The organism is Sulfitobacter sp. 1A15106 (assembly GCF_043556995.1).
GTDB classification, from domain to species: Bacteria; Pseudomonadota; Alphaproteobacteria; order Rhodobacterales; family Rhodobacteraceae; genus Sulfitobacter; species Sulfitobacter faviae.
In genome coordinates this window covers 1-19,589 of the sequence record NZ_JBIFFM010000014.1, presented here as the reverse complement: position 1 = coordinate 19,589, position 19,589 = coordinate 1, and the positions used below count along the sequence as shown (strand labels likewise).

Annotated in this window: 12 protein-coding genes; 4 read left to right on the top strand and 8 right to left on the bottom strand. The window is 54.5% G+C overall.

Annotated features, from left to right (window positions below; translation table 11 throughout):
- Position 1: 1 nt before the first annotated feature.
- From ACGYKA_RS17985 to ACGYKA_RS17970, 4 genes are all read right to left on the bottom strand, one after another.
- Positions 2 to 2,380 (bottom strand): glycosyltransferase, encoded by a 2,379-nt coding sequence (locus ACGYKA_RS17985; protein ID WP_394439478.1) that lies wholly within the window; start codon positions 2,378 to 2,380, stop codon positions 2 to 4.
- A 1-nt stretch (position 2,381) separates the two neighbouring features.
- Entirely contained in the window at positions 2,382 to 3,386 is a 1,005-nt protein-coding gene (locus ACGYKA_RS17980; protein ID WP_394439476.1) for a class I SAM-dependent methyltransferase, read from the bottom strand.
- Positions 3,387 to 3,445: 59 nt separating this feature from the next.
- Positions 3,446 to 4,774 carry an HlyD family type I secretion periplasmic adaptor subunit gene (locus ACGYKA_RS17975; protein WP_271690074.1) on the bottom strand — a complete coding sequence of 443 codons (1,329 nt, stop codon included), beginning with the start codon at positions 4,772 to 4,774 and terminating at the stop codon, positions 3,446 to 3,448.
- 109 nt (positions 4,775 to 4,883) lie between these two features.
- The gene (locus ACGYKA_RS17970) at positions 4,884 to 6,680 is read right to left on the bottom strand and encodes a type I secretion system permease/ATPase (protein ID WP_394439474.1); all 1,797 of its coding nucleotides are present in this window, start codon (positions 6,678 to 6,680) and stop codon (positions 4,884 to 4,886) included.
- Positions 6,681 to 6,914: 234 nt separating this feature from the next.
- On the opposite strand from ACGYKA_RS17970, the gene ACGYKA_RS17965 reads away from it, so the two are divergent.
- Positions 6,915 to 8,594: a hypothetical protein gene (locus ACGYKA_RS17965; RefSeq protein ID WP_394439472.1), complete on the top strand. Its 1,680-nt coding sequence runs from the start codon at positions 6,915 to 6,917 to the stop codon at positions 8,592 to 8,594.
- A 59-nt stretch (positions 8,595 to 8,653) separates the two neighbouring features.
- Here ACGYKA_RS17965 and ACGYKA_RS17960 read toward each other — a convergent pair whose 3' ends face one another.
- From ACGYKA_RS17960 to ACGYKA_RS17950, 3 genes are all read right to left on the bottom strand, one after another.
- A complete protein-coding gene (locus ACGYKA_RS17960; RefSeq protein WP_394439470.1) occupies positions 8,654 to 9,490 on the bottom strand; it encodes a hypothetical protein in 837 nt (278 codons plus the stop codon).
- Between the two features lie 196 nt (positions 9,491 to 9,686).
- Positions 9,687 to 10,547 (bottom strand): DUF4214 domain-containing protein, encoded by an 861-nt coding sequence (locus ACGYKA_RS17955; RefSeq protein ID WP_271690081.1) that lies wholly within the window; start codon positions 10,545 to 10,547, stop codon positions 9,687 to 9,689.
- Positions 10,548 to 10,960: 413 nt separating this feature from the next.
- Entirely contained in the window at positions 10,961 to 11,317 is a 357-nt protein-coding gene (locus ACGYKA_RS17950) for an H-NS histone family protein (RefSeq protein ID WP_271690082.1), read from the bottom strand.
- A 278-nt stretch (positions 11,318 to 11,595) separates the two neighbouring features.
- On the opposite strand from ACGYKA_RS17950, the gene ACGYKA_RS17945 reads away from it, so the two are divergent.
- The 3 genes from ACGYKA_RS17945 (at position 11,596) to ACGYKA_RS17935 (ending at position 18,801) form a co-directional block, all read left to right on the top strand.
- Positions 11,596 to 12,078: a DUF995 domain-containing protein gene (locus ACGYKA_RS17945; RefSeq protein ID WP_394439468.1), complete on the top strand. Its 483-nt coding sequence runs from the start codon at positions 11,596 to 11,598 to the stop codon at positions 12,076 to 12,078.
- A 745-nt stretch (positions 12,079 to 12,823) separates the two neighbouring features.
- Complete coding sequence (locus tag ACGYKA_RS17940; protein ID WP_271690084.1) at positions 12,824 to 16,273, top strand: glycosyltransferase; 3,450 nt, start codon at positions 12,824 to 12,826, stop codon at positions 16,271 to 16,273.
- 107 nt (positions 16,274 to 16,380) lie between these two features.
- Positions 16,381 to 18,801 (top strand): DUF3131 domain-containing protein, encoded by a 2,421-nt coding sequence (locus ACGYKA_RS17935; protein ID WP_394439466.1) that lies wholly within the window; start codon positions 16,381 to 16,383, stop codon positions 18,799 to 18,801.
- A 50-nt stretch (positions 18,802 to 18,851) separates the two neighbouring features.
- Here the strand turns inward: ACGYKA_RS17935 and ACGYKA_RS17930 are convergent, their stop codons facing one another.
- Positions 18,852 to 19,313, bottom strand: a complete 462-nt coding sequence (locus ACGYKA_RS17930) for a hypothetical protein (protein ID WP_394439464.1) — start codon at positions 19,311 to 19,313, stop codon at positions 18,852 to 18,854.
- Positions 19,314 to 19,589: the final 276 nt, after the last annotated feature.

Genomic DNA, 19,589 nt, shown 5'->3' with positions numbered 1-19,589 from the left:
ATCAAATTGCCTGTTTGGCGAGAGCCAAGAAGGTGGCTTCAGAGCAGGGCAGCTCCAGAAGGTTTGCCCGTCCTGTACCAGTAAAGGCCCCGACACCGGTCTGGAAGAGCTGCAGCCGCAGCGTTCCCAAACCTGGCTGATCCGGAGCCCGGCGGAAACTGAACGTCGTTTCTCCTCCTGGTGCCACAGCTTCACTCAGAGGCAAAATGACATTGGTATGAACCAGATAGCCAGCATCGTTAATCCATTCTGCCAAGAGAGCCGTCGCTTGATTTCCCGTCGCCGGCCACCAGCTTGAAGAGGTGTTTTGAGCGGTGATTTGCGTAAGCCCGGTCTCGGCCTCGTCCTTAGTCAAAACCAGTTTACCTGAGAGCCGTGCAGGATCGCCGTGATAGAGCCCGGGTGGGGGGGCACTCGGCACGCCTGTTTTCCGCCCTACAAAGACAATTGTTTCTCCGCGTAGTTCCAATGCGTCTTCGCGGGCAATCATGAGAGCTGCAGTCGCGGGGTCCACATGGGTGTCATAGACATCTGTTGTGCCCAAGAACTGGGTTTCAAAACCTGCGCCATGGGCAAGAGCCTCTACCTCCCGGGGGGTGTATTCGCGGTTGTGCCGCCCGTAGACCCCGCCTGTGGGCACAAAAAGGCCGAAAGAGTAGGGGGATTCGCGATCCAGCATCTTTCGCACACCGCGGTGACTGCCGACATTGGGCGTGGTCAGAATGATATGCCCGCCCGGCCGCAACACGCGGGCCGCTTGGGACAGGAAGAAATGCGGGTCCAGAGCGAGATGCTCGAAGATCTCCATGCCCAACACCATGTCGAACTCCGCATCCCCATAGGGCATGACATCACGCTCGATGTTGGCAGGGCGCAGCTCAATATCAAAATCAGGGTAGGCCGGGTTTAGGCTTTTGACCGACTGCGCATAAGGATGTGGCCCTTCCCAAATCCCGCTCATTTTAACGTCCTTAAGGGCGTTTACGACCATGGCCTCAAAGGCCAAAGGCGGAAAGACACCGACATCCAGAATGTCGCGCGGAGCACAGCTGACAACATGATGCAAAGTGGTCAAGTAGCGCGTCCAATGAGAGCCCAGATATTGCGCCAAGCCAGGCTCAACCGGCGCGGGCCCCGCACCTTTTTCCTGTGGCATGGTGTCAAAGGCATAGGCCTGCAGCACGTCGGTGATGGAGGCAAAAGGCAAGGCCGGCGCAGGCGGTGGCGCCACGGCAGCCTGTACACGCGCCACCGCTTCTTCGGCCGGCGTGGCTGCGGCTTTTGCTTCAAGGGCCGCGATCTGCGCAGGTCCCGGGGCCGGCTTTGCCGTTTCTCCGGTTAGCGTCTCCACTACATGCTCCCACGAGATCTGCATGCTTTGATAGCGCTCGAGCCCAGCCTGACCCATTGTTTCGGCCAAGCTGGCATCTTCATAAAGCATGGTGAAGGCCTTCGAGAGCGCCTCCGCATCGGGAGTGGTAATCAAACCCTGTTGCTTGTGGGAAATGAACTCCAGCGGACCACCGGCGTCGGTGGTCGTGATCACCGGCTTGCCCGAGAGCATGGCCTCCAACGTGATATAGCCCAGATCTTCATCTTGCGGCGTAAAGACGACGCCGCGGGCTTGGGCATAGTGTCGGATCATCGTTTCATTATCGATGCCGCCCAACCAGTCGACGCGCCCCGAAATCCCCAAAGCCGCGGCCAATTCTCGCAAATCGTCTAGGTAGGCGGGGTTTTCTGGCACACCAGCGATGACCAGGCGCATTGGCCCAGGGGTTTTGGCCAAAGCGCGCAGCATCAGATCGACCCGCTTCGAGGGGTTCAGACGACCCGGGGCGAAAAGATAGTCACCAAATGCGTCTTGTGTCATTCGGTCCGCGAGCGGTGGGGGATGGTACAAAGGCGTCGAAGGCAGTCCAAGATATGTCTTCAGCCGTCCAGCGACATTTTGCGAATTCGCATAAATGGGGCGCTGACTGCGCGCAAAAGCCGCCCGGTCTTCCGCGCGGATCATATCACGGGCCATCATTCCTTCGGAGCTGTCCAGCAGATCTGATGTGCCTGCATCCCATTGGTCATAGGCTTGCCGATGTTGGTGGATCAGCCAGAAGACCGGGTTGGGATGCCGTGCGAGATAGGCGGGAAATTTAAGCCCGATCATCATGTCGATCGGCACCCCTTCCGCCTCGGACAGATCCGTTAGGCGCGCGGCGAGGATACTGTCGGTCAAAGTTTCCACAGGATACCATTTGAAGGGCAGAGTAATCTCGCAGGCCTCATGCCCATAGTGGCGCAGAGCGCTCACTAAGCTGGCCGCATGACGCTCGGCTCCGCCGGTCACAAAGGGCACTTGGGTTCGGACGACACCAACCCGCATTTCAAACCTCCTGAAGAGGTTTGTGGCCGAGAATGGCGAGATCCTGGGCCCCAAACATCAAGTTGGCCAACTCCGGGTCAAAACCTGGTTTGGCTATGAACTCGGCGAGCTTCTCATGAGGGTGCAGCCGGCGCGTCTCAATGGGTTGGTATCCTACCGTTTCGAACAGAACGGTGAGCACCGGATCGGTCATGGGGTGCAAATGCGTCGGATCATTGTGAAACGACGTCGCCCCGACCAGAACATTGCGCACATCAGGCGTCTCGAACAGAAGCACCCCCCCTGGTGCCAGGACACGCATGGCTTCTCGCGTGATCCAGAGCACTTCTTCAAAGGGCAAATGCTCGATCAGATGATGCGCACTGATGCAGGCTAAAGAGTTGTCTTCTGCCTCGCTTAGCGCGCGGCGCGCGTCTCCCTGCCGCGCATCTAGTCCTTTTTCTTGTGCTTCGCCAATTTGCACTGAATTGGTATCGATGCCGATGGCGCTAAGACCTGCGTCATTCAGCAATTCCAGCCATTCTCCTCGGCCGCAGCCGATGTCCATGACCGGTTTGCCGCCCGTGCGGATGACAGCGCTTTCCACATCAGGCAGATAGACGCGTAGCCTATTGCGGATGTCGGAGACGGAGCCGCGGTATTTGTTTTCCAGCCGATGATAGAAACTGTCCATGACAGCCTCGAGGCCCCCTGCCTTCGGAATTTCCGGGGTAGGGTAGGGGGGCTGTGTCCGCTCACCTGGGGAGGCGAGTAAGACCTGATCTAAGCGGCGAGACAGTTCGACAAAATTCCGCGCAAGTTCTGCATTGCGGGCCATCAGGGCTTGGGTCTCACCCTGAACCATCTGTTTAATCCCGTCCCGAAAGCGCCGCTCGCGGGCTTCCAAACCGTTAAACCGTTCTTCGATCGTCCGCATGTTGCGATGGGCTTCTTTGGCCATACGCTCGGTGCGTCCCAGCTTGAAGAACGCGGCTATATAATCGCCGATACGCTTGACCTTGCTCACATCATCTCCCATCGGATCTTTGGACGTCTCACCAAAAGCACCTTTTATTTTCTTTGTAATTACTCTTCGCGCAAGCTTTTGAAGATCGCTTCGGACAGAGGATCTAACAGGTACTGCAACACGGTCCGCTCACCTGTCAGAATAACGACATCTGCAGGCATGCCGGCGGTCAAACCTTCTCGTATTTCGTCAGTCAGGTTCTCATCCGGCACTTTGATCCGCGCGAGATAGTAAGGCGCCTCGTTCGTGTCTTTGGTCGTCACAACATCAGTTGAGATCGACAGGACTTCTCCCAGCACCAGTTTGGACAGGCGGGCCTTGAAGGCAGAAAACCGCACTTCGGTTTCAAGCCCGGGGCGTACGTTGTCGACATCTACAGGTGCGACTTTGGCATCGATGAGGAGCGTCTCATCACTGGGAACGATCTCCATCAGAATCTCACCAGAGCGGATCACGGAGCCACGCGTGGTTACGGCGAGGCTTTGCACCTTACCGGTCGTAGGCGCCAGAATAGTTGTGCGCCGCATCCGGTCAGCGGCCACGGTCAGTTTTTCATTGATCTCAGCAAGCTCGGAGCGTGCGGTCTTAAGTTCGCTGTTGGCCCGTTCGCTATATTCTTGTTTGAGCTTGAGAATGTTGAGACGTGCCTCTCCCGCAGCTGCTTTAACCTGAGCGATATCGGACATGGCCGTCCCAATGCTGGCTTCGATCTGGATCACTTCATCTTGCATCTCGGAAAGGCGATTGCTTTCGATCACACCCCGCTCTTCGCCTGTGCGCATCCGCTCAAAAAGCTCGTTGCGCAGCGCATGGCGTCGTTCCACAGCAGCGAGTTGGACTTCGTAGCCTTCCGCCTGACCGTTCAACTGCTCTGCGCGGAATTCAAGAATTTCGGTTTGCGATAGAAAGATTGATCGGCGGTCTTCAAAAATGTTGCGTTGAGCTTCTACCGCGCTTTTCACGTGAGGGTCTTCAGAGTTCAGCAGATCAGGGGAAAAGTCGATCTCTTCGGCAAAGGTCTGCTCTGCAACCAACCGAGCGATCAGGGCTTCTGACGTGGCACGCCGCTGCTCAAGCACCGTTATTTCCGAATTGACCTGGATATTGTCGAGCACGAGTAAAGGGTCACCTTGCTCTACAAAGTCTGCTTCACGCACCAAGATCTCTTGGACGATGCCGCCCTCAAGGTGCTGCACGACTTTGCGGTCGCTTTCCAGCGCCACCACTCCAGGGGCTACCACAGCGCTGGCGATGACCGCAAAATATGCCCAAGTGCCTAGGATGCCGAAGGTAATGAACAAGATGACATACCCTGCAAAAGAATACTTCCGCGGGCTCGCCATCTTTTTCAGTTGGCCCGCAATCAGGGTCGATTCTGTTGTTGCCACGATTGAATCCTAAATCTCTGGTCGCTTTGTATGCATGAGAGCTGTTTTGTCACTTTGATCAGGGTCGGACCAGCGCCCCCTGTGGGCTTCGGTCAAATCCTGCCAAAGTTTACAGCTTGGCTGTGGAAAGCGATATGGTCTGGGGCTGCTGCTGCGGCTTTTGTTGTTTGGGCTGCTGCTGAGGCTGCAACAGTTCCTTTGTGGCCACGAAGCGTTGCACCGTTCCGTCTTTGAGGATCAAGGTGAAGTCGGTGGCGCTCAGGATGTTCGCCTTATGGGTCACTAGGACAATCGTTTTGCCTTCGTTTTTCAGCTGGGTGAGGCACCGTGCCAGAGCGTCTTCGCCTTCACTGTCCAAGTTGGCATTGGGCTCATCGAGTACCACCAAAGAGGGGTTGCCGAAAAGCGCCCGGGCCAGTCCCACCCGCTGTCGTTGACCGCCAGACAAGCGCCCGCCACCATTGCCGATTTGAGTGGCATAGCCATCGCTTAGACCTGAAATCATTTCGTGGGCCCCGGCGAGCTTAGCGGCCGCAATAATGTCGTCGTCGGTGGCCCCCTCCATGAAACGGGAGATGTTTTCGGCGACGGTGCCCGAGAACAGTTTTACGTCCTGCGGCAGATAGCCGATGGTTTTGCCCAGTTGATTGCGATCCCAATGGGGAAGCTCTACCTGGTCAAGACGGATCGCGCCATTGATCGGGTCGCCCACACCGACCAGATGGCGTGCCAGAGTCGATTTCCCAGACCCGCTGGGGCCAATGAGGGCCAACGTCTTCCCGGCAGGCAAATCAAAACTGACGCCCCGTAGGATTGTATCGCGGGTGCCGGGGACAACAGTCGTGACAGCTTCAGCGCTCAGATGCCCTTTCGGCTGCGGCTGTTGAAGGCGTGTAGGCTCCTCGGTGACAGCTTCAAAAAGCTTTTTCAGCCGGGCGTTGGATTGGCGTGCCGCAACAAATTCTTTCCATTGTCCAACGGCCTGCTCAACAGGAGCCAAAGCACGGCCCATCACGATAGAGGCTGCGATCATGACGCCTGCGGAGATCTCCCCTTGCATCGCAAGATAAGCACCGGTGCCGAGGATCGCGACTTGAAGCGCCATTCTAACAAACTTTGAACTCGACATGACAGCGCCGGCCCAATCACTGGCTGTTGCTTGCGACACAAGCATTCCGTTGCGCTTGATCTGCCAGCGTTCCGCCAGTGCGTCTTGCATTCCCATTGCACGAATGACCTCAGCATTCTGCATGGTTGCCCCGGCAAATTCGGACGCTTGCTGACCTTCTGTATTGGCCGACTGCAGCGCGTTACGGGTCAGGTATTCATTAAGAAGCGCGAGGGTAAAGATCACGACCGTACCTGTTGCAGCTACCCAGCCTAGCCACGGATGGAAAGCAAAGCACAGCGCAAGAAAGATCGGGGTCCACGGCACATCAAAAAAGGCCAGTACGCCTTGCCCTGTAATAAAGCTGCGGACCTTGTCTGCATCACCTAGAGTGGTGCGCGCGCCGCTTGCCGGATTGACCAATTGCATCCGAGCCACGCGGTCAAATAGAGGCCGCGAGAGGATGCTATCAAACTGCAGACCTGCACGCACCAGCATACGCGAGCGGACAAACTCCAGCGTACCATAGGTGATGAGAAGGGCCACGGCGATTGCGGTGATCACCGCGAGCGTCATCTCGTTTCGGCTGGAAAGCACCCGATCATAGATCTGGAGCATGTAAAGAGGGCCTACGAACATCAGCAAGTTCACAAAGAAGCTGAACAGGATCGTCGCCCCGAAAATGGCGCGGAACTTCCGGTAGGCCTGCTGAAGCGGGTTACTGGCACTCATTGGATAAACATCTTTCACAGCCAAACATAGTCGTTTCGCTATAAACGCTTTTTCAATGAAGGTCACGCTCAGTATGCACAGCTCAAACTGCGAGGAAAGGGCTTAATCGAACTGGAGCAGAAGACGCTTAGGTTCCGCTCGCTCGCAAGCGGAGGTCGTTTTCCGCGCATCCCTAGAAGATCGTCGAGATAAGTCTGAGCTCAATGCACTTTTCGGGACAATCGCAGCGCGCAGTGTTATCAACTATAACACCTTGGACTTTGTCCTCAAAATGATATGGTGGCGCAAAGGATTTACTTGATGTCTGATGTTATTCGGTTTCCACGGTCTGTTAGGTCCACTGCGCTGGCCGTCTCTGGTTTGACCGAGACAGAGGATGGGCCCGGCAGCTTCAAGATGTCAGACCTCTATGGCAGTACAAGAGAAGAGAAGGCCGTCGATGATGGTCTCTCAGAGGCTGATGCCAACGTTTCCTACCTCCAACAGCCCAGCAGTCTGCCCGTCTCGGACACAGGATGGTCCAATCAGGAACTAGCGGACCTGTACCGCACACAGCGAATTCTGGCGCTGGCGGGTGTGACAACCCACGTGGACCGCGGGATCACTGATGAAGGAGATCCGTGGTTTGTTTTTATGGACAGCCAAAACGAGGTGCTGGTTCATTTTAGCCGTTTTGACGGGGCTTATATGGTCACTAGTCAGATGCAGGATGCCCCCATTAAGGGCGATAGCCTGCAAGATCTGGTTGCTGAATTCTCCAATCGGGTGAAGCCGGTAACGCAGACCGGGCAAAGGGCGCAAAACGTTGTCTCGCTTTCAAAGCGCAATCGCGATGTGGTCTTCATACATCCCGCAGCGGCTTTGGCGGCGCTGGTGTGGTCGATCTATCTGATGTCAGATGAGCTTATTGCAGCCACCCCAATGATTGCCGCAGGGGAGGCTGAAGCCACAGGACCCACTGCTGCTGATAAGAGCGCAGTCGATAACTTAAACCCTGCAACAGATCACTCAGGTGATCAGCCGCTCGCCTCGCAGAAAGCGCCCCAGCTCCCCGCAGGGTTGGACCTAGCCAAACAGGGAACGATCGCGTCCACCAGCCGCGAAGGCTTGTCTTTTAGCTCCTCGGGACATGGTACTAAAGCCATAGGAGCCAGCTTGAGCCTTGTTGCTCTTGCTGTAGGCCTGCCACTGCCTGCAAGTAATGCTGTTGAAATCGTCAATGACGATAGCGCCTCTCAAAAGTTAAGCTTAGCAAGTCTGTCCGCAGCGCTCACCCAAGTCAAAGCGAAAGAAGCTTCGCTCTTGTTGGCCTCGGAGACAATGCACCCACAACAGCGACAGATTGATACGACGGCACTGTCTGACGATGGAGCGGAGGCAGAGGCGCTAGATATTGATGCGACTGTAGACACTCCTGTAGTGTTTGAGATCACAAAACCAATGCATAGCACTGAAATTGCGCTTCTTTCTACGCGTGCCCCGGCTTCTATGACCTGGGATGATGTCTCCGCTCAGGACTTGGAAAACATCACAAGTACCAAAGAGGTTACGCAGACCCCGTCTGCAGATGCCGCGCCTGAAGCCGTTAAAGAGATTAGTTTCCTGCAGAGCTTTGACGCAGCTTTCGATAGTTTCGAGATCACCAGTCTCGACAAAATTGCTGAAACTGAGCTCATCCAACTGATGGCCCCCGAGGGGAGGATGGATGCGCCACACCCGCTAAACCCGTTTCAGGAGGCCCATGGCTTTGAGACCTTTGATCAGGATGCACGCGTTTTCCTAGAATTCTTGCTGCACACCTACAGCAATGTCAAAGTCGTCAACTTGGCCACAGAAATCATATTTATTCATATGGATGCCTTTGAGGGAAGCGACAGCGCACAAGAGATCTACGCCAAAAGCTGGTCTTTTGACGATGGTGGAACAGTCTCTACCATCGGTTTCAAGAGTGATATGGCCCTATTTGACCTCATCGCCTAAGGAAGGTCTGCGTTTCTTGCCTATCGGCATGGGCAAAGAATGCTTCTCCTCTGTGCCCCTTAGTTTGGGCCCGAATGCCCGCCAAGCCGCGCAAATAACCGGCCAAACTTGGCCTTGATGCGATAGAGCCGTTGGCCTTGCCGGCTCAAGAAGGCGTCGAGCTTCGCCCGCCATCCGAACGCCAAAGCTGCCGCGGGTGTTTGGATTCGGCCTTTTACACTTAGTTGACTGTATTTGCGCTCAAGCCTCTCTTGAGCTTTGGGGTAAGTGCCATCGACAAGGCCTTTTCCGTGATGACGGAGCAGGAAGGGGATAACATAGCTCGTTCCTCCCGCAGCGCGGGCTTGAAGGCACATATCCGTCGCAAACAGATGAAAGCCTGAGAAGTCCAATGAGGGCAGCGGCATGCGATGCCTGGGCATGATGAGGAAGTTCTCATCTAGGCCCCAGACCCGGACCGGGTCGGACGTAGGCAGGCGAAAGCTTCCATGGGGATCATCGAGGTGCAGAAAATGGGTATCCCCTGATCCTATGAAGACACCCCCGGCGTTCCCGGCGAGCATCCATTTCGGGTCAAGGACTTCTAGTTTGGCCAGTAGTCTGCGAAGCTCATCTATCCCGTCAGATATCAGTTCGATGTCATCATGGGTGAAGAGGATATAACGCCCACTCAGACCAGGTAAGACGCCTCGCAACGCCGAATAGCCATCAAAGCTGTTCCCATTACGGTTGTCGATCGCGAGAAACTCTGAGTTCTCGTTATTAAACCCCTTTGCCGAGAGCGAACGAAGCAAACGATCATAGCGCTCTTGTGTGGCGACAAGAGATACAATGGAAAACTCCTTCTCGGAAGGAAGCGGTTTGGTAACGAAAATCGGAGATAAGGTGTCGCGCAAACCAACATTCTCCTGATGACATGGGGCTAAAGGATGCTTAGCGACCTTCGGTTCGTGTCCGATGTCGTGCTTCTAAATCCGACCCAAAGAGCGGGTATCGAAGGAGTGAAGCGCTAAGACACAGATGGGTTCTGTAGGTAAATTCTACGCAAGGCCGAGATGGCAGCGCTCAGTCTGCCATCTCAACTAAAACTTCTTAGACGAAAATACCCTCGGAATATGTGGTCCCGACCAGCCCTGCGAACTCCTCTGACTGCATCATATAGGCCAGGGCTTCGTCGACGGAATCGGCAATCCCATTTGCATCGAGGTATTCTTTCCAGAATGTCAGTCCCGCTGCATCCGCTTCGCGATCAAAAAGATTATTGTAGATGGACTGAACCAAGGCCTCAGCATTGTCTAGGACGGCACCATATTGCTGAGCAAAGGCGTCCGTTTGCGTGAACGCATCTGTAAGCGCAAAGGTATCGATTGTGCCCCCTTCGTAGAGATCGAGCCAAAAGTCAAAACCAGCCGCATCGGGTTGGTCATTGCCAAGCAGCGCGTCGTAAGCAGTTTTGACCAAACCTGCGCCATCCTCGACATCCAAGAATAATGTGCCATCGATAAACTCAAGACGCTCTACGCCGACAAGTTTCGTAGGTTCCTCCCCCGGCAAGGTGACTGTGACACCATCATCCTCCACGGATATTGTTGTCCCGCTAAAGGGCAGTGTGAACGTTTGAATATCATTGCCGTTTTGGTCTTGTGTGACATCGGGGCCATCACCAGTGCCATCACCAGGCTCTGCGGTCCCAAAGCCTTCGACCTCACTCAGCAAAGTTTCGTCCGGCAGGTTCTCAATTGCGCTTCGAAACTCTTCAACACCTGCCGAAACGAGGATTGGGTTGTTCTCAATCAAAGTCAGCGCTTCATCAAGCTCAGGGGTAATCGTCACTCCAAGACTGATAATAATGTCTCGTAGTTGAGACGCGAGGCCTTCAGAGTCGTCCAATAAAGGGCTGCTCGCCGCGAGCGTGAGTAGAGGGCGGACATCTCCAACCGTGAGTTGTTCCATGCTAAAACTCCTGAATAGAATAACCTTACCAAGGGCAACCCTCGTGCAACCCAGGCGGGAGAATCACCACGTATTCAAAAGGATAGGCGAGCAAAGGAAACCTGGCTACAAAAATGACGGGAAAGTGGCGTCAAAGTAACTTTGCGTCCTTGGGGTAGATTATCTGTACAAACCTCGGCGCTGGATTCTTGAGCTCGTAAAGCGGCGGGCCAAAACTGCTTGGGGTAGCTATTGTCGTATAACGGAGCGACAGTATTTTTGCCGCTTTACTTCAAGCACTTGTAAGTCGCGCCGAACGATTACCCGCTCAATCGATTGTCCCATTTTTGTTAATTCCGAAGACAGGACCGAAGCGCGAGAACGTGGCGAGTGAAGCATTAGAGGCCCTCGCTGCCGCGAGGGCCAAATCTTTATCAGTTAGAGATGCGCATTGCCTCTGGCGTGGCACCTGCGGCAATCTGATCGCGGTACCAGTTGGGCTGTCGGCCTTTTCCCGTCCAAGTCTGGGACTTGTCAGACGGATTGGCAAAGGCTGGTTTTGATGGTTTTTTGGGGGTTTTTGCTTTTCTTTTCGTCTTTGCAGGTGTCGGGCTTGTTGGCTCTGCAATGTCACCCAGCGAAAAGCCAAACTCGGCAGCTGCTTTGGAAGCGGCTTTTTTTGCCTCTCGGTGATCTCTCGCTTTTGCCGCTGCTAACGCCTTTTTAACTTCATTCAAAAGCTTTTCGAGCTCTTTTCGAGACATCGCTTTCAGCTCAGCTTTATCAACCATATATACGTTCCACTTTTATTTCGAGACAGACCTATGACAAGCTTCATATGCATGCGGTGTTATATACTCAAGGTATTTCAGTAGCTTCAGCGATTATCGTCTCGGTCTTGTGAAGCCTACGACCAACAAAAAAGCATCGCATGTATTCGCGTCCAAATCATCAAGAGACGACGATACCGGATATTTCTTGGGCAATCACTTTGCGGAATAAACGTTGACTTGAGCTACAAATCCGCTGAGCATACCCTTTATCGTCCCTTTGGTTGAAAGAGTTTTCCATGTTGTCTCGAAAATCTTGGTTTGCTTGGCTCCTTCTTGCCGCTCTGCCGGTCAGCGCATTTGCTGACCCCTTGCCCTACGGCGCCAAGACACCTGCACCGAGCCAGATCATCGCGGCCTATATTGGCAAGACTGAACAATGGGGCGGTGATTGTGATGGCGGCATTTACTTCGGGCCGAACAATCAAGCGCGTGTATGGTGCGCGCAGAGCAGCGACAGCCTAGGCGCGGGTTCATGGACCGTCGATGAATACGGGCGTATGTGTCATGACCTTACCTGGTACTGGCCCAATAATGGCCGGGCCGGCAGCTCACCAGGAGAGAAAAGTTGTATTCTGCATGTGGTTGACCGATTTGACCGCGTTTGGCGGAGCTACCCCGGCCAAACAGAATGGTGGCCGGTTAAGGGGGATCCAAACTTGATCCGCGGCTACATATACCAAAATGAGGTTTTGGCGCTTAAAAATAAGCTCGGGGTGTAGCGGAGCAAGCGCTGCTCCTTTTCCTTTCTCTGGTAGTGGCCAAAGAAGTAGAGTGCCGACCTGTTCTGGGCTGACGCTGCGGTTCGAATGATCGGTTTTTGCTCTTTAAGGCATTGCGCATCATCTGGGTGCGGCACCTGCAAAGTGGGCTGCAATCTCGCGCTATTAAGTGCTCAAAACTCCAGCGCCCTAAACAACGACGGCTACAGCCGAAGCTATAGCCGCCACTGGGTTAACCGTGTGCTGTAGGATACACGATTAACTTAAAGTCGCCCAAAACTGCGATTCAGTCAACGATTCTCAGATAGAAGATGGCATGAAGGAGGCGCAGTTGTCGCGAATGCCGCGAATCGCTGATCTACCTTTTATTTGTAGCTGAAGTAGCTGCTCTAGATTTTCTGTCATCAATTCAATTGCTTTTGGCTCAGCGTTTAACTGGGGGAAACAATATCTCAACCCCAGATTGCAAAATGGGCGAAAACTGGGCAATATGATGACACACTCTCGCCTTTATCTATAGTCGTTTCTGTATAGATTTTGTGGCTAGGCAAAGCATTTAGATTTCGAACGGGTTCGCGCGCGCCAATACGATATAGGTGATCGCAGGTTAATTAAGGGCACCCTTCAACTGAACTGTGTTCCTTTCATCTTTTAACGCGACCCCGATCGCTTCTGCTTAACGCCGGATTTCGGCGCTGTGCCGCAAAACGCTCCTATACGACCAGTTATAGATGCGAAAGCGTGAATGCATAATATCGGGCGGCCTAAGAGAAGCGCTGACAAAGCAGCGAGAAGTGAGCGGGGATATCACGAAACGCGCACCAGCCGCGGGCTGTCGGATCGCGTATTTCTGGACCCTAGCCACCGAAGAAAAACACGCGTTCTTTTTTCACTCGGAACTGCTGTTATTGGTGCCGTTGTTTGGCTGATACTTTTTGCAGCCATGGTGGGCTCGAATGGCGGCTTGGAGGCCGCACTGCCTGAGCCTATCAGTATGTTAAAAGAGCAAAACATTTGGTCTGAGAGGCAGCGCCTCCCCATGGAGGAAGATAAAGAAGCGCCAAGCCTTGCAGCAATCGAACTTCATGCCCAGCAAGAAGCACTTAAATACCAGTGTGTGTCAGGGGATGCACCGGCGCAAAAACAAAAAGTCTATGCGGTCATTCCTGCCAAGCTTCCTTGGGCTGCAAAATCCCTTCCGCAAAGCTGCGACACCCTTCATGTGGTCTTGCCCACTTGGTTCCATATCACGGAGGCTGAGGGGGCGGCACAAGTTGTTGGCGTAAGCTCAGGCACCCGCGATCCGGTGCTAGAGTATATCGAGAAGAGCCCTCAAGTAGACATCATGCCTCTGCTCCAACTCGACGCAGCCGCAACGAGGCTTTTGACGACCCCCGACGGCTCTAAGCAAGTGACGAGGGCCCTGACGAATTTCTTTGAGCGCCCGACTCAAAATGAGGCCGTGACGGGATATTGTCTTGATGCAAGCCCCTTGGTGCCTCTGTCTTCACGGGCCTTCAGTACGCTCGGTCAAGAGATTGCGGCGGCATTGAGCAGGCAAGGATTTACATCTTGCGTGAAGCTTCCAAGCAGTACGCCCAACACCCTTTTGGTCCTAGCGAACCGGTTCTTCGATACGGTCATCGTCAATGGCTATCAGGAGTACTGGATTGGCTCCGCACCTCAGCCATTGGCGGACAAGGATTGGTTCAAAGCGCATGTGGCCTCCCTTCAAGAGCATGTGGCACCTGAAAAGCTGGTTATTGAGTTGGGGACCCATGCCGTTGATTGGGTCACGGGCCAACCTTTGCCAGAAATACGGTCCTTTGCGCAGACCATGTCTGCGCTTGCTAAAGAGGGGGGCACCGCAGAGTTTGCCCCGCAGGCCGGGAACACCCGGGCGAACTATATAGACGCTCAGGGACTACAACACCGGGTCTGGATGCTTGACGCCGCTTCGGTGCAAAATCAACTTCTTGCACTGCAAAGCCAAGGGGTCACTGCAATTGGTCTGAGTGGGCTGGGCTATGAGGACCCTGGCATTTGGGCCGTCCTTGATCAGACGAGCCGCGGCATGACATTATCGGGCGCGCGCCTCGAAAATGTTGTTCTGTCAGACTACGTTGAGCTTTTCGGTAAAGGCCCATTTGTCGCGCCAATCGCCATGCCACAGGTCGGCAGACGCGCTGTACAGACGGACCCCACAACCCAAGAAGTGACATCGGTGAGCTATAGCGAGATGCCCCGAGCGGGTGCTGTGCGGCTTTACGGCGCCGGTGCGCCCAACAAGGTGGTCCTGACCTTTGATGATGGTCCTCACCCCCAGCATACCCCCGCCGCTTTGGATATTTTGCGCGAAACCCAAACGCCCGGCGCATTCTTTGTTCTGGGTAACAGCGCGATCGCCGCTCCAAAACTGGTAAAACGCATTCTGGCAGAAGGTCATGAGTTGGGGTCTCATACCTACTCGCACCCCAATATGGGAGAAGTGTCCGCTTCCCGGGCAAAGGTTGAAGTCAACTCCACGCAGTTGTTGATCAATGGCATAACTGGCAAGAACATGCGGCTTTACCGCGAGCCCTATATGCGCAGCGGCGGTCCGATCACCTCCAAGGAGGTCGCCTCTCTTCTCCCCCTTGAGGAGGCGGGCTACATTATTGCCGGAATGGATGTTGTGCCGCGCGACTGGATCACTCAAACCGCCGATGAGCTGGCAGATGAGATTATCCGGCAGGTAGAACTCAATGCCGGGGGCGTCGTGCTGCTTCATGATGGGGGCGGCGACCAGAGCCAAACCGTGGCGGCTCTCCCCCGGGTGATTTCTGAACTGCGGGAGAAAGGCTACACCTTCACCACTCTTGCGGACCTTCTGGGGGTCTCACCAGAGATGTTGCTGCCAGAAGGCGACCGCGTCACATCGACTTTCGGCAACATGTCCTTTTTGGCCGTGGGTAACAGCTGGTCTCTTCTTACGATTGCTTTTTGGACCGTGTTTGGGATTGGGGTTTTTCGCTCTCTCGGCCTTCTTCTTTTAGCTGCAAGACGCCAGCGCCATGTAGCGCCCCCTTCAGAGCACGTGCCCTCGGTTACAATCGTGATCCCTGCTTATAACGAAGCGCGCGTCATTGAAGAATGCATCCGCAAAGCTCTTTATTCAGAGTATGAGGATTTCGATATCATCGTGGTGGATGATGGTTCGACCGATGACACCTACGAGAAAGCGATCAGCTTCGCATATCACCCGCTGGTGACCGTGCTAAGGCAGCCCAACCGGGGCAAAGCTGCGGCGCTCAACGCAGCCCTTGATGAATCTCAAAGCGAAATTTTGATCTGTATCGATGCGGATTCCCAAATCGCTCCTGACGCCGTGGGCCTACTGGCTGCGCACTTTAAGGACCCCAAAGTGGGGGCCGTAGCCGGTCGTGTGGTGGTGGGCAATCGAGACAATCTTCTCACCCGCCTCCAAGCGCTTGAGTATATCACGGCACAAGCTGTTGAACGCCGGGCCAAAGAACATCTCAATGCGATCACCGTTGTGCCCGGCGCAATCGGGGCATGGCGCACGACAGCTCTGATGGAAGCGGGTATCTTCTCAACTGAAACGCTGACAGAAGATGCTGACATGACGATGGCGATGATACGATCAGACTATCAAGTGATCTATGAAGATCGGGCCGTTGCATCGACCGAAACGCCAAGGTCTCTTAGTGCATTGATGACCCAACGGCTGCGTTGGTCGCTCGGCATGATGCAAGCTGGCTGGAAGCATCTCGGCGCGACGGTCGAGCGTCGCAACTTAGGTCTCGTGGCCCTGCCAGACTTAGCGATCTTCGGGTATTTGATGCCCCTTATTGCGCCCTTGGCAGATCTCTTTTTGGTGATCCTCATCATAGAGTTTTGCGCGAATTTCGGCGCGACTGAGCCTGATTTTGCAAGCGTCATAACCAGCCCGTTGCTTATCGCCTATCTGGCCTTGCCGGCTTTAGAGATTGCGAGTGCCGCTATCGCCTTTCGGTGGGACCCTACAGAGAACCCGCGCTTGTTGCTTTTGCTGCCAGTGCAACGGATTTTCTATCGTCAGATCTTGTATCTCTCAGTCATCCGGGCGCTCTGGCGCGCTATGACAGGCTCTTTGGCCAATTGGGGGCGTATGACGCGTGAAGGCTTTCAATTTGACCAAGCAAAGTTGACATGATCAAGCGTCGCACCTTTCTAAAATGGGGGTCGGCAGCACCGCTCTTGCTAGCCCATCCTTCACTGGGCCGTAGCGCGACTGCCACCCCTCAGAACACTCTTGTTGTGATGGACGATATCAACAGCGCCACCGACCCTGAGCGCATCGCGATTGTTCTGGACGCCTTCGCCCGCAAAGGGTTGCCTGTGAGCTGTCTGGTCAACCCCAACTATGCAAGGAATCTAGAGCCAGGCAGCGCGCTTTCCCAAGCTCTCAGAACACGGCTGCAAAAAACACCCGGTTTGCTTCAAATCGTACCTGTGGTGAACGATCTTGCAGGCATGACCTCATACTTCCAAGCGCGCGCAGTTCACGACGCGCGCCTTGCCTTGCATAAAGCCGTATGGGGCACCGTAGATTACTCTCCCTATGCCGCTGAAAACCAAACCATTGCCTGCGATATGATGCCCACGACCATGGCCCCCTCGGGCGTTCGGGCTTCTGGCATTCGCAATGTTCTAATGCGTCCTCAGGTGAGCACTGATGTCAGACCTGAGGCGTGGGATGACGGCGTGGTCAGACTAGTTGGTGGGCAGCGCGTCCAACTTCAGCCTGCGCAGAAAGCCTATAGCTTTCCCCAGTCCCAAGCCGTGGAACGCGTCCTCTACCTTTCTGCGCAAGACTTCTTGGCCATCCCTTTGGCAGGGCTTGCCCTTGCGGCTTCTGCTTTTGCCGCTCAAGTCTTGCGCCAGACAGGCGCGTATTGGGTCAGTCCTATCCTCGCGTCCGATCTCCAGTTTCGGGACGCTTATACTTATAAGAGGTTTGTAGGGCTGCATTTTGTTCTAGGGGAGAATGCGACAGCAGAAGATCAGGCCGCTTTGGCTGATTTCCAGCGCGAACTGGCGGGTGAAGGCCGACCCTCAAGCTCTGGGTCAGAAACAACCTCAAACGCCGCTTTGAGGTACTGGGTTTCTTTGGAGGAGGGGACGCCCTTAACTGAACCCTTGGATGCTATTGCGCTCTTTGACGAAGGGCGTCATGCGTCCCCTGAGGTTTCGGCTGGGGGCGGCTACGGGATCGCAACTGAGCTTACTGAGAAAACCCGAGCGGGCCTGAGGTCGCAGAACGTTTTGGGCCTGCCGACAGTGCGCCTAAGAGACATCAGAACCGCTAAAGAAGCTTTGGACAGGTCTCTTGGGACGACAGATTGTATCCTGGCTGTTTCAGCCGAGCTTATACAAAATCAAGCCTACAGACGTATTCTCAAAAATGCCCTGTATGCGATCGAGAATGACGGCATTTCTCAGCTGGTGTCGCTCCCAGATTATGTAAGACGTCTCGTTCCCACAGGCCCTTACATTACACATTTTCGCCGAACGCAGGCTTATCAGCCGCAACTCGTAAAGACGCCGGTTGAACCCAGTGCCACAAACCGCGCTCGATTGATGGCCGATGCCAAGGTTGCCTGGTCGTATTTTGAACGATGGACCAATCCAAAAACAGGTCTTTGCCCCGCCACTGTGAACTTCGCTACCGGCCAACAAAGGCTGCATGAAACCGTGACAATGTGGGATGTGGGGAGCCATATCTTTGCGCTCATGGCGGCGGTCGACCTTGAGCTCATCTCGCCCCAGAAGTTCCAAAGCGCGATCGGTCGCATTTTACCCAATATTGCCGGCCGACGCTCCCAAGGACGACTGCTGCCGCAAGGGTGGATCGCAACAGACAAGTTCAAATGGGGCAACAGAAACTTTGATGGGTGTGATGCGGGACGACTGCTGGCGGCTTTATACAACCTTGATCTGCATCCTTTGGTAAAAGAACGCGCCGCCCCCACCGTTGTGCGTTGGGATCTACGTGACATTGTTCAGGATGGAATCGTCTACTCTGTAGAGAACGGCGAACTCGAAACAACCTTCAGATCACATTGCGCGCACTATGCCGCTTGGGCTTTTCGAACTTGGGGCATCGAAGTGAAGTCGCCCTATGAAGTTTTCCAAGGCAAAAGCAGTCCTGACGGTCAGATGGCTTTGCTAGAAGTCTGTGGGCATATTGGCCCTCTTGGTGCGGAACCTCTGCTGATGGAAGCGCTGGAGTTCGGCATGTCTGCTGAATCAGCCTATCTCGCGGATGTTTTGTTGGCAGCTCAAATCGAAGAGCATGAGGAAACCGGAAGGCTCATCTGCGTTTCAGAAGGGCCTATTCCCAACGCGCCTTGGTTCTTGTACCAAGGACTGCAATTTGATGCACAGGGGCGCGTGTGGGCGACTGACACGGTCGCGGGCTTGGAGGCTCATCGCACACAGGCCTTTCGTGATGAGCATCTCTCGATCAGCTCAAAGGCCGCTTACTTGTGGTCTGCATATAAAGACCATCCGTTTTGTGATACGCTGCTGGCCATAGTGAGAGAGAAGGCCAAGACCCCCTATGGTTTTGCATCCAGTATCAACCAAAGGACGGGGGAGGCGAGCAAAACCTACAGTGATATCAATACGAACTCAGTCATTCTTCAATCTATCGCACATATGTTGAAAGGGGAGGGCTGAGCCGCATATGTCGCAAAACGCTGTCTGAGCGCGGGCATATAAGCCAGTTTTTACGGCCTGTTCCAAAAGACCTGACATCCCCTTTCCACGATAGGTCCGGGTGAGATGCGGTACCCCCGTCTTGGCGCTATCAGAACCGATTGGATGCCCGTAAAGCTTTCCATGCAGCGCTTGCTGTCCTCAGCATTGCGCGTACTGCCATCGACATAGATATCCAGCCAAGGGTATCCCTCCCACCCAATGTGACAAGGCCCGCTTTGAGGCTTTGCCCCATCTCCACACAAGTCTTCGACGATGGCATATTTGCGTAAGCGCGGAATATAAAATCGTGTGCCAGGCTGGAAATCTTCAGATACTTTGTTCCCGTCTATCCGCCAGCCCACCGCCAAGGTCACAGGGTCGTCGTAAGTCCCTGTGCCTGCGGCAAATTGATGTATGACAGGGCGCCCGATGATAGCAGAGGCTGGCGGCGTGTTGTCCCAATAGCTGTAACCCGTCAAGAAAACGGTCATATGCCTCTCTTTCGGCAACCAGGTGACACCCAAGAGCACTAGGACGAGAAGAACACGTATGAGGGTTGCAGACCTTCGATTGGTCATCGTTTTCTTTCGTTCGCTTCGTACTGGCCTTGATCAGGCACCGGTTAGAGCACAAACATTGCACCATTCGTCCTACGTGCCATATGCCAGCTCAACCAAGTAGCGTCATGCTGGTGGTGTAACTTCAGGTCTGGAAATTCATTTGATGCTGGCGCCATGAGCTTCTGCCGGGGCGCGCCCCGGCAGAAG

Coding starts and splice junctions, on each gene's coding strand:
- ACGYKA_RS17985 (WP_394439478.1), bottom strand. CDS start 2,380: ATGCGGGTTGGTGTCGTCCGAACCCAAGTGCCCTTTGTGACCGGCGGA.
- ACGYKA_RS17965 (WP_394439472.1), top strand. CDS start 6,915: ATGTCTGATGTTATTCGGTTTCCACGGTCTGTTAGGTCCACTGCGCTG.
- ACGYKA_RS17955 (WP_271690081.1), bottom strand. CDS start 10,547: ATGGAACAACTCACGGTTGGAGATGTCCGCCCTCTACTCACGCTCGCG.
- ACGYKA_RS17950 (WP_271690082.1), bottom strand. CDS start 11,317: ATGGTTGATAAAGCTGAGCTGAAAGCGATGTCTCGAAAAGAGCTCGAA.
- ACGYKA_RS17945 (WP_394439468.1), top strand. CDS start 11,596: ATGTTGTCTCGAAAATCTTGGTTTGCTTGGCTCCTTCTTGCCGCTCTG.
- ACGYKA_RS17940 (WP_271690084.1), top strand. CDS start 12,824: ATGCATAATATCGGGCGGCCTAAGAGAAGCGCTGACAAAGCAGCGAGA.
- ACGYKA_RS17935 (WP_394439466.1), top strand. CDS start 16,381: ATGGACGATATCAACAGCGCCACCGACCCTGAGCGCATCGCGATTGTT.
- ACGYKA_RS17930 (WP_394439464.1), bottom strand. CDS start 19,313: ATGACCGTTTTCTTGACGGGTTACAGCTATTGGGACAACACGCCGCCA.